Raw genomic sequence first — 9,988 nt, 5'->3', positions numbered from 1 at the left:
GCCGCTATGGATGATGATTATATGATTCAAGTTCTCAGTTCTTGTTTTCTTGACCCTACCTTAGATTCTTCTGATTCCTTGTGTCAAGCCTGATTAAGATGCTCTTACCCTGCCTTTTAAAGGGGGATTTAGGGGGAGCGCTGAGTGAGAAATATTACAGATAATACCTTTTCAAACACCCTCTAAGTAGCTCCTGAAAATCGGGTTTTCTGACCCTCTAAAAGTTTAATATGTACTTTTGTAACGGCATGCGTAATTTCCCGGAGCTGTCCCTGATAAGTCATCAGAAGTCGGCAAATTTTATCTTGGCAATATAACCCAAATTTTATAGGGAAACGCCAAGAGTATTCTTGTGGACTTCAAGATGAAACACTCCAATTTATGTCAATAAAAGCTGCTGAAAGATGTGAGAACTAATTCCACACTTTCTGTAAGCACAACCATGATTTCTTTAAATAATGAGGTGAACATAGATGGCTGTTATTTCTGGCGCACCTGGTAACAACAACGATCTTCTTATTGGTACTAATGAGAGCGATCAAATTTTTGGGCTGGATGGCAATGATGGCATATTTGCCCTTAATGGAGATGATTTTGTATTTGGTGGTACTGGGGTTGACATTATTATTGGTGGCGGTGGTAACGACTTCCTGTTTGGAGAGGACGGCAACGACGTAATTTTTGGGGACTCTCAAGTTTTTGGTGTAGGTGGAAATGACTTCATCAATGGTGGTAATGGGTTCGATGTTCTATTTGGTGAAGGTGGAAATGACTCCCTTTTTGGCGAAAACGGGGATGACACTCTCAATGGTGGAGATGGCGATGACAACCTGAATGGTGGCGAGGGGGCTGACAATCTAACTGGGGGTGCTGGCAATGACATCCTCGACGGTGGTTTTGGTGATGACTTCCTCAACGGTGAAGCTGGGAATGACCGACTATTTGGTGGCGATGGATTTGATGTTCTATTTGCTGGTGAGGGGGATGACTTAGACTCTATTACTGGGACAATATCCAGTGGTAACGATGTTGACCTGTTCCAGATCTCTCTGAGTGGCGAGGAAGATTTTTTTGCCACAACAGTCGGCGGCGCTAATTTCGACACGCAGTTGTTCCTCTTCGACGAGGATGGCATCTTAGTTGCTCAAAATGACGACTCTAGCGGCACCCTTCAATCCACGCTTCCTGCTTCAACACTAGATTCCGGTACCTACTTTCTAGCAATCTCCAGCTTCAATAACGATCCAGTGGGAACGCCACCTGTTTTCCCCGGTGGTGGTGGCGGTACTGGGAGCTACACGATAGATTTAGCTGGGGTTCAAGTTCAAGCTGCTACTTTTAGCTTAGGTGCATCTCCTGAGGGTCTTCCGTCGGGGACATCCATATCTTTTGGCAACGACCTAGTTGCTATTGTTCAAGGGGTTTCGCCTTTAGACCTAAATCTAAATAGTAGTAACTTCAATTTCGTTTAGCTCCAGGGCGTTGCACATTTAATAGCATTCTTGCAATAGGTGAAAACAACCAAACTCAGTATCTTTGTAAACAGGGGAAGTAATAATCATTTGTGCTTCTGCTGTTAACGAGGAAAGTTAGATAAGGGTTATTCAGGTACTTTTGCAAGAAGTCTAATAGTTTAATTTTATAGGTTGGGCAGAAGTCCAATCTATAAAATTTTAATAAATATTAAATAAATACTTTCTACTTAGGTTAAGCCGAAGGGCTGTTTAAGCTTAAGGTATTTTATGTATATGGGAGTCCTATTTCATTTGTAAATTGTAGGGCAGGCATCCTGTCTGTGGCAGGCTACAAACGAAAAAATAATTCATAAATTCTTTAGGAATACTATAGCTATTTACGCCAAAGCGGTAGCGCATCAGCGCATCGCATACAACTTCAGCACGAAATGCCGCAGATGGCTTCGCGGCGACAGGCGAAACCAGATAGCGATCGCAGGTTGCATCAATACTAACGGAGTTTCATCTTGTTGTACTGTTCGCGCTAATTTGTCGATGGCATAACGAAACCAGCATACAGTTAATCGGCTACTAGGTTCTGCGGCTTGTAACCAAGCTTTTTCGTAGCGCAGCAAATCCACAACCCAAGGCGGATCGATGCTTTCTAGCTGAGTAACTTCGATGAAAGTGGAGAATGCGATCGCATCCTCCAGATGTTTTTTGATTCCAGTGGGTATATAAGTCTCAGCGTATCGCCAAAATAACTCAGCAAAGCCTTTACCCAAAACGGAGTACGTCAAAGGTAGCAGTTCGCGCACTTCTCCCAACCGCTTGCGTTTCAGCGAACTGGCGAAAAGGTTAACCTGTTGTGGAGATAATTTAGCCAGCTGCTGTGCTTCATCAGAATTAAGTCCCAACTCTTCACCGACTGCTTGCGGATTGGCAAAAAAACGCGATCGCAACACACTATTAGTGTAAAGCTGGGCTAAAGTTTGCTGTGTTTGAGCTAATCCCATCGTCTATAACGCTTTCCAATTTTACGCGCCTCTTCCAATTCAGCGGAAAGTTCAGCAAAAGGCGGTAAGTTTTCATCCCGTTCTAGCACAATCCCTTTAACTGGAACTTTGGCGACAACTTTATCCATAAGTTGCCAAACTTCCTTCGGTGTCGAGTGCGAATGGCTATCAATTAACACGCCATTATGCCAATGTCCGCCCACAAAATGCAGTTGGACAATTCTTTCTAAAGGTAATTGCGATAAGAAATCACCAACATCGTAATTATGATTTACAGCATTGATATGCAAATTCGTAATATCCAGCAACAACCCACAATCAGAACGTTCTACCACTTCAGTTAAAAACTGGGCTTCCGTCATCTCTGCGCCGGGAAGTGTCACCATATAGGTGATATTCTCTAAAATTAATGGCACGTCAACATAGCGACGCACTTGCTCAATGTTGCGGCAAAGAACTTCTACCGCTTCGTGTGTATAGGGTAGCGGTGATAAATGTCCGATATCTACTCCACCCGCTTTTGTAAAACAGATGTGTTCGCTCCACCAAGGCGGATTGAGTTGTTTAATTAGTGTTGCCAGTTTCCGTAAGTAATCTGTATTCAAACCTTCAGCACTACCTAGCGACAGATTAATTGCGTGGGGAATAAGCGGGAAGTGATCCGCCAATAGTTCTAATTCTTGCTGTTTTTGGGGTGGCGGATCTAGATAGTGTTCGGCAACAATTTCTAGAAAGTCAACTTGTTGTTGATGCAAAAACAAGTCGCTACGCAAGGGTTCTCGGAAACCTAAGCCGATGCCTAGAGTGGGTAGATGGGACATAGAATAACCACGGAGAGACAGAGAACGCAGAGAAAAAGCTGTAGAAATTCTACTGGTTTCCAGGCTCAACTTGGAAACGAGATAAAACTGGGTAGATGGGACATAAGATAATAAACCGCAAAGACGCATTAGCGTAGCCATGCGCGTTAGCGCTATAGGACGCGAAGATAAGTCAAAGAGAAGCTTCTGATGGCTTCTTATCCTCAGCCGCCGCATCCACCACAACCACCACCACAGCCACCACCGCAACCAGCACCACAGCCGCCGCTATCTCCACCACAACCACCGCCACCACTAGCTGCTGACAGATGGAACATTTTCTCAAATTCAGCATAGGGGGTTGCTGATAGCATCCCTACACCGAAGATGGCTACAGGCAGTAACAGGCCGAAGTCTGCCCCACTAGGGTGGAGGATGGAAGCTTGCCACTTCAGGCGCTCAAATGTTTGCTGTAGTCGCTTGAGATAAGCTTGTCCGCGTTGACTCAAGCGGAGTGGTTTGCAGACAACGGCCAGGGTAATCAGCGAAACAATGCCCAAGACGATGAGAAGCACAACATTCGTATATCCCTTCGCCAGCGCCACTACGAGCTTGTAGCTGCCTAAACCCAGGATAATTAGCACTCCTTTCCAACTAACGCGCTGTGCTATCTGTTTTGTTTCATCCGGACACAGCAGTTTCTCATTTTGTAGCCGCTGTTCGTAAACTGTACAGTGCTGCTTCACTGTGGTAGGTAGCGATGACTGGAAGATTTCCTGGGCTTTGTGAGAAGAAACGAACCAGCGAAATACATCGCGCTCTATTACAGGCAGAATTAAAGGATCTGGATGATTGCGTGCTTTTTCTAAGCGATCGCCTGTAATCTGCAAGTAACCGCGCCCTGTTAAATTTAAAAGAGCCAATCTTATAACTTCATTTTCTCCACCCCTCATGTAGGCAATTTCGTAGGGGTCGGGGTCGGCAGGAACTAAGGGCAAAGGTAAGTTTGCGGTCTGGTCGGAACTATGGATGCTCAACCCGCAAATTACTATCGTCACTCCGCTAACAAAGGCATAAAATAGCAGGAAGTACGGGCCATACATATCTGCAATTGGGTTGGCTAATGGGTTCCAGATTGTCACAACCACTAACAAAGCCAAGATACTAATTAGTAGCTTATCCATTACTAACGATCCTTCTTGCATTTGGATAGTTATTTCCGCGCATTTCTACAGTGTTAGGTTGGGCTTTTACGGAAAATCTAAGCAAGTTAAATTTGTAAACTTTAGTGAAGCGGTATAGATATTTTGTTAGGTCTTCCTCAGCCCAATCTACAATTCTCTAAGAGGCTAATTTTGTAAATTTTTTAGTATAAATAAGTAGAGCGTTTCTCAGTTGGGTGGAATATATCGCAGTTCTGACGTTCAGCCCATGTTGGTAGGGACATCGCATTGCCATGTCCCTAGAGATGTATCGTACCCAACCATTGAATTGCTATATATATTATTCCAGGCTTTTGCCACAATTTTTGCAGAATCTAGCATCTGCATCATGGGTTGATAAACCGCAATTATTACACAGTCTTTCTACCTGATTTGTAGTTTTAACTAATCGTTTAATTAAATCTCCCAACTGCCAAGGGATTAGAGCAATTCCGGTAAAAATCATTAATACTGTTAGCAGGCGACCTGCTTCGGAAATTGGGGTAACGTCGCCAAATCCAACAGTTGTCATCGTCACTACCGAGAAATAATAAGCATCTAAAAACGTACTAAAGACTTTAGGATTTACTGGATGCTCGACTTGATAAATTAAGCCAGAGTAAACAAAGACAATGGCAAATAAAGTAAATAGTATTTGGGCGAAAATTACGCTATCTTCAGAAGTGATGCTGCCTAACAAAGTTTTCCCTTTGATAAATCGGATGAGCCGCAAAATTCGGAACCAGCGAAATATACGGATAAAGCTGATATCTACTATGCCTAAGAAAAATGGTAATATAGCTAGTAAATCAATAATTGAATAAAAACTAATAAGAAACTTTTTCTTATCATTGGCATACCCCAAACGCAACAAATACTCCCAGGCAAAAAGGAGTAAGATACAAAAATCTATAGTTTCAAGATTTAATCGGACATAATTTGGTATGGGATAAGTTTCTATAACAAAAATGGCTGAAGACAGTAGCACCAGTCCGGTAATGATGAGATTGAAAACTTTTCCGGCGGGGGTTTCAATGTCTTCTAGGTAAAATGCAATCCTTTTGGGCAGTAACATGTAATTAAGAAAGCTGATTTTTAAAGAGCAACGCAACACCTCTACAATAACGAGTGTGGTTTCAAGAGTAGAAAAGCCAAAATGAAACGCGATCGCATTCCCCCCGGCCCCGGTCAAGAATCAGTATGGGATTATCCGCGTCCGCCGCGTCTGGAAGAAACTCCCAAGCACATCCAGATTGTCTTCAATGGCGTAGCGATCGCAGATACCCACAAGGCACAGCGGGTACTAGAAACCAGCCACCCGCCCGTTTACTACCTTCCTCCGGAAGATATCAAGATGGAATACCTGGTGGGGGCAACTAAGGGTTCATTTTGTGAATGGAAAGGGAGTGCTATTTATTACACCGTCTCAGTTGGCGATAAACAAGCACCGAACGCAGCCTGGGGTTATCCCAATCCCACACCAACCTTTGCAGCTATTAAAGACTACATAGCCTTTTATGCCCAAATGATGGATGCTTGCTATGTCGATGGTGAAAAAGTGCAGCCGCAGCCTGGGGGTTTCTACGGCGGTTGGATTACCAGCGATATTGTAGGGCCATTCAAAGGCGAACCGGGAACCTGGGGCTGGTAGCGATCGCAAAATCTAGTAAGGCGCTATCTGAAGTGAAAAGTGCCTAACTTCAATTACCTTGAAAATACACTAATTCAAAACCAGCCCACAGCGTTGCCCTTCTTGTTCTAAAATGCCCTTGTCAAGAAGGATATGCTTAAAGTATGACGAATCAACAATCTCCCATCCCCGTTGTTGTCAACGGTGCAGCTGGCAAAATGGGACGCGAAGTGGTCAAAGCCGTTGCACAAGCCAAAGATATGACCCTCTTGGGGGCAATAGACCGCACTCCGGAACATCAAGGTAAAGATGTTGGAGAAGTGGCAGGCTGCGGCCCTTTGGAAGTGCCGATTGTCAGCGACTTACAAGGGATGCTGGTGCTGGCGACACAGGAAAGAGAACAGGGAGTGATGGTAGATTTTACCCATCCAGACTCAGTTTATGAGAACGTGCGGAGTGCGATCGCTTACGGCATTCGTCCCGTAGTTGGCACCACCGGACTGAGTGTAGAGCAAATTCAAGACCTTGCCGACTTTGCCGACAAAGCCAGCACAGGTGCCTTGATTATCCCTAACTTCTCTATCGGCATGGTGTTGCTACAGCAAGCCGCTATCCAGGCATCCCAATACTTTGACCATGTTGAAATTATCGAGTTACACCACAACCAAAAAGCCGATGCCCCTAGCGGTACGGCTCTTCAGACTGCCCAATTGTTAGCTGAACTCGGCAAAACCTTTAACCCCCCATCGGTAGAAGAAACTGAAAAGCTACCAGGTGCCAGAGGTTCTCAAGCAGAGGAAGGGATTCGCATCCACAGCATTCGCCTACCTGGTTTGATTGCCCACCAAGAAGTTATCTTTGGAGCATCTGGTCAAATTTATACTCTGCGCCACGATACTACAGACAGGTCGTGCTATATGCCTGGTGTTCTACTAGCCATCCGCAAAGTTACTCAACTCAAATCTTTAGTTTATGGTTTAGAAAAGATATTGTAAGTAGCTAATCGCAATTAGCAATCCTTCAACTAGCAATTCTCCAATTAGCAATTAGCTTTCCTCATGTTAGTCCCATTAACGCGCCAGAAATTTGAAGAGTTGATTCCCGTTATCGCCACAGGCCCGCAGTATGCGTACTACTGGGGTAAGTTTCAGGAGTTTTTAAAGCGACTGCTGATTTCAGTCCTCGTCGTTGTGGTGGTTTCACTCTTAGGTAATTTTGTTTTGGGCGAACAGTTGGGTTGGATAACCTTTTTCTTGGGAGTAATAGGTGGTCTTTACTGGCTGTGGGGGCCCATCTACTCGGCTAGTTTGCGGAATGTTTCCTATCGTCGCTACCCTTACAGTGGATTTTGGCGGGGTGAGGTATTGGATGTTTTTGTCACAGAAGAGTTGATTGGTGAGGAGCAAACTGTCAATAATCGCGGACAGCTGGTGATCATTGAAAATCGGGAACGACGGCTGAATATAGAAGTCGGAGACGAAACCGGATTTACTACTCAGATACAAGCCCCCCTAAAGAAAACTCATAAAGCAATTAGACCGGGGCAAATTGCAGAAATGGTAGTGCTATCAAATCAAAAAGATTTGGGACGCATTGCCAAATTTACAGACATTTATCTTCCAGATGAGAATCTGTGGGTAAGCGACTATCCTTACTTGCAACGAGGTTTCTTTGTCGATGTCAGCCGTCAGTTGCAGTACGCCGATGATGTTCCCTATCCTGAAGAGCCTAAAGAGCGTACTCAACGGCGTAAGCGATCGCGTCGTCCTTAGTTCTCAAATAAATAATCAGGATAACGCTCGTCATCCCTTTTGACCTTATCTCGAATTATTCAAGGGAAGGTTAAAAAAAAATAGAGTTTCCCAAGTTCCGAAATCGGAAAGTTGATACACAATTAAGGGAACCCCTAACGGAGAAAAGCAATGGCAAAGGAAAAGGGCGGTAGAGAAGCCAAAAAGCCTAAAAAGGAATCTGACGGGACTAAGAAGGAGAAGAAAGACCCGAACAGACATAACGGATTACCAGGTAAGTAATAAGGGCGAAGTTTCGCCTTCACGTTAGTCTCTAGGCTTAGTCTTGGAAATACCTGTCCAGAGTGCGATCGCACTCTGGTTAGGTTTTGTTTGGGAGGCACTGCCTCCTAGCTCTTGTTACCCAGCTTGCACCCGGTAACAAGAGCTAGGAGTTTAGCCTACGCCATTAGGATCTTGCCCGTATGCCTGCCAAGCTAAGTCAACCAATCCATTGACAATCGCCGCAGCTACTACTGCACTGCCCTTACGACCTTCAATCCGAATGTGAGGAACCAGAGAATCTTTCAGCCGATCTTTGGCGACATCCACATCTACAAATCCCGAAGGTGTACCAATTACTAACGCTGGTCTAATTTCCTCTGCCTCAATTAACTCTACAAGGGCAGTGAGAGCCGTCTGCGCCTGACCGACGACAAAAATTCCCTCAGGATAGCGTTTAGCTAGGGTTTCGATCCCCCAGGCAGCACGACTTTTTTCTTTTTGGGGGCGCGTCAGGGCTTCCATACTGCAATACACCGGATTAGCAAAAGTATTCTGGATAGTTGGTGTAATGCCGACTTGCACCATAGGCACATCTACGACAATGGTACTACGAGCCGCTAAAGCTGCTGCACCAGCTTGGAGCGCACGTTCAGAAAAGCGTATTAAAGACATATATTCAAAGTCGGCGGTTGCGTAAATCACCCGGCGGACAATCTCATATTCTGCCGGAGAAAAGATGTGGTCGCCCATTTCCCGGTCGATAATTGCCAAACTTTGGGCATCTGTTACGTGCCATTCCATAGCCATCAGCAAGAAGGGGATGAAAAAGTTATGAGTTATGAGTTATGAGTTATGAGTTATGAGTTATGGGTTATAAATTAATAACTCAAAGACGCGATAAATCGCTGTCTCTACAACTCCTCACTCCTAACTCTTCACTCCTAACTCCTAAATATCACCTTCCACCTTACACCCTTTAGGTTTCGGAAGCCGTAGAGTTACTGATCATTGGCGAGAGGTAAGCTACTAAGGCACCGATCATAAAACCGGCGAAGTTGCGAAACAGAGGCAACCACTCGGAGGTACGAGAGATAACTGGGCCGATGCCAAAGGCAATGAACAAAATTCCCCACAGTGGGGAGAAGATTAAAGCCCACTGCCATGCAAAAATCTGCCCTTCTTTGCGGGGGATAGCGGCAAAGCCACAGATAACTCCACCAACTATGGAGGTAATCAGGGTGAGAATCCACTGCTCTCTGGGCAGTCCGGGGACAACGCGGCAACCACCTTGAACCAGACAGCCTTTGATGGATTCTAAGGATTGAATGATTGACTGGTCTTCGCCGTTTTCGCGGACAAAGTACAGATTACCAAAGCGTGTCTGTAGCTCGATCCAGAAGGTACGAGGCATGAGCTTATAAACTTCATCGCCTACATTAAAGTTGAGGATATTGCCGCCTCTTTGGTCAGCAACTAGGAGGATACTTTTATCATCCAGACCCCAGAAATCTTTTACGGCACGACCGGGGGTGCGGTCATACTGGGTTAAAACTCGCAGTTTCCAGCCAGTTTCAGCTTCAAATTCTTCTATATTTTTGACAAGTGCCTCTTCCTGAATGTTGGTGAGGGCTTTAGCTAAGTCTATTACTGGGGTTGGGGTTTCGGGCAGTAAGTCGGGGTTGTTATAGGCGTGTGCTACAGGAGCGATCGCCCATATGGACATTGCCAAAATAAAGGCGACCAGAGATGCCAGAAGTCGTTTTGGGAAAATATGCGGCATTGGCAATTTGATTTTTTTTATAACGGACTAGTTAGGTAAACTCATTTTTCTTAACACTTGTTTACCTTCCTTTAATACTATGCCATCTAAT

Annotated in this window: 10 protein-coding genes; 4 read left to right on the top strand and 6 right to left on the bottom strand. The window is 44.8% G+C overall.

The window, feature by feature from the left end:
* Positions 1 to 473 precede the first annotated feature (473 nt).
* The gene (locus H6F66_RS21865; protein WP_190425393.1) at positions 474 to 1,472 is read left to right on the top strand and encodes a DVUA0089 family protein; all 999 of its coding nucleotides are present in this window, start codon (positions 474 to 476) and stop codon (positions 1,470 to 1,472) included.
* 401 nt (positions 1,473 to 1,873) lie between these two features.
* Here H6F66_RS21865 and H6F66_RS21860 read toward each other — a convergent pair whose 3' ends face one another.
* From H6F66_RS21860 to H6F66_RS21845, 4 genes are all read right to left on the bottom strand, one after another.
* Positions 1,874 to 2,470, bottom strand: a complete 597-nt coding sequence (locus H6F66_RS21860) for a hypothetical protein (protein ID WP_190425391.1) — start codon at positions 2,468 to 2,470, stop codon at positions 1,874 to 1,876.
* Complete coding sequence (locus H6F66_RS21855; RefSeq protein ID WP_190425406.1) at positions 2,461 to 3,291, bottom strand: DUF692 family multinuclear iron-containing protein; 831 nt, start codon at positions 3,289 to 3,291, stop codon at positions 2,461 to 2,463. The genes H6F66_RS21860 and H6F66_RS21855 overlap by 10 nt, the downstream gene beginning before the upstream one ends.
* Positions 3,292 to 3,494: 203 nt before the next feature.
* Positions 3,495 to 4,454 (bottom strand): TIGR04222 domain-containing membrane protein, encoded by a 960-nt coding sequence (locus tag H6F66_RS21850; protein ID WP_190425389.1) that lies wholly within the window; start codon positions 4,452 to 4,454, stop codon positions 3,495 to 3,497.
* A gap of 319 nt (positions 4,455 to 4,773) precedes the next feature.
* Entirely contained in the window at positions 4,774 to 5,547 is a 774-nt protein-coding gene (locus H6F66_RS21845) for an ion transporter (RefSeq protein WP_190425387.1), read from the bottom strand.
* A gap of 81 nt (positions 5,548 to 5,628) precedes the next feature.
* Between H6F66_RS21845 and H6F66_RS21840 the strand changes: the two genes are divergently transcribed.
* The 3 genes from H6F66_RS21840 (at position 5,629) to H6F66_RS21830 (ending at position 7,874) form a co-directional block, all read left to right on the top strand.
* Positions 5,629 to 6,123 carry a DUF427 domain-containing protein gene (locus H6F66_RS21840; RefSeq protein ID WP_190425385.1) on the top strand — a complete coding sequence of 165 codons (495 nt, stop codon included), beginning with the start codon at positions 5,629 to 5,631 and terminating at the stop codon, positions 6,121 to 6,123.
* A gap of 143 nt (positions 6,124 to 6,266) precedes the next feature.
* Positions 6,267 to 7,097 (top strand): 4-hydroxy-tetrahydrodipicolinate reductase, encoded by an 831-nt coding sequence (dapB, locus tag H6F66_RS21835; protein WP_190425381.1) that lies wholly within the window; start codon positions 6,267 to 6,269, stop codon positions 7,095 to 7,097.
* Positions 7,098 to 7,160: 63 nt separating this feature from the next.
* Complete coding sequence (locus H6F66_RS21830) at positions 7,161 to 7,874, top strand: phosphate ABC transporter permease (protein WP_190425378.1); 714 nt, start codon at positions 7,161 to 7,163, stop codon at positions 7,872 to 7,874.
* A 414-nt stretch (positions 7,875 to 8,288) separates the two neighbouring features.
* Here the strand turns inward: H6F66_RS21830 and H6F66_RS21825 are convergent, their stop codons facing one another.
* Both H6F66_RS21825 and H6F66_RS21820 read right to left on the bottom strand, forming a co-directional pair.
* Positions 8,289 to 8,918 (bottom strand): precorrin-8X methylmutase, encoded by a 630-nt coding sequence (locus tag H6F66_RS21825; RefSeq protein WP_190425375.1) that lies wholly within the window; start codon positions 8,916 to 8,918, stop codon positions 8,289 to 8,291.
* 175 nt (positions 8,919 to 9,093) lie between these two features.
* On the bottom strand, positions 9,094 to 9,897 hold the full coding sequence (locus H6F66_RS21820) for a TPM domain-containing protein (protein ID WP_190425372.1): 804 nt from the start codon (positions 9,895 to 9,897) through the stop codon (positions 9,094 to 9,096).
* Positions 9,898 to 9,988 lie beyond the last annotated feature (91 nt).

Origin of the sequence: Trichocoleus sp. FACHB-6 (assembly GCF_014695815.1) — a bacterium.
GTDB classification, from domain to species: Bacteria; Cyanobacteriota; Cyanobacteriia; order Cyanobacteriales; family FACHB-T130; genus Funiculus; species Funiculus sociatus.
The sequence above is the reverse complement of the archived record's forward strand: the minus strand, read 5'-3'. Positions and strand labels throughout refer to the sequence as shown.

Excerpts from the sequence above, each read along its gene's own strand:
- H6F66_RS21850 (WP_190425389.1), bottom strand. The coding sequence starts at position 4,454 with ATGGATAAGCTACTAATTAGTATCTTGGCTTTGTTAGTGGTTGTGACA.
- H6F66_RS21855 (WP_190425406.1), bottom strand. The coding sequence starts at position 3,291 with ATGTCCCATCTACCCACTCTAGGCATCGGCTTAGGTTTCCGAGAACCC.
- H6F66_RS21860 (WP_190425391.1), bottom strand. The coding sequence starts at position 2,470 with ATGGGATTAGCTCAAACACAGCAAACTTTAGCCCAGCTTTACACTAAT.
- dapB (WP_190425381.1), top strand. The coding sequence starts at position 6,267 with ATGACGAATCAACAATCTCCCATCCCCGTTGTTGTCAACGGTGCAGCT.
- H6F66_RS21845 (WP_190425387.1), bottom strand. The coding sequence starts at position 5,547 with ATGTTACTGCCCAAAAGGATTGCATTTTACCTAGAAGACATTGAAACC.
- H6F66_RS21865 (WP_190425393.1), top strand. The coding sequence starts at position 474 with ATGGCTGTTATTTCTGGCGCACCTGGTAACAACAACGATCTTCTTATT.
- H6F66_RS21820 (WP_190425372.1), bottom strand. The coding sequence starts at position 9,897 with ATGCCGCATATTTTCCCAAAACGACTTCTGGCATCTCTGGTCGCCTTT.
- H6F66_RS21840 (WP_190425385.1), top strand. The coding sequence starts at position 5,629 with ATGAAACGCGATCGCATTCCCCCCGGCCCCGGTCAAGAATCAGTATGG.
- H6F66_RS21825 (WP_190425375.1), bottom strand. The coding sequence starts at position 8,918 with ATGGAATGGCACGTAACAGATGCCCAAAGTTTGGCAATTATCGACCGG.
- H6F66_RS21830 (WP_190425378.1), top strand. The coding sequence starts at position 7,161 with ATGTTAGTCCCATTAACGCGCCAGAAATTTGAAGAGTTGATTCCCGTT.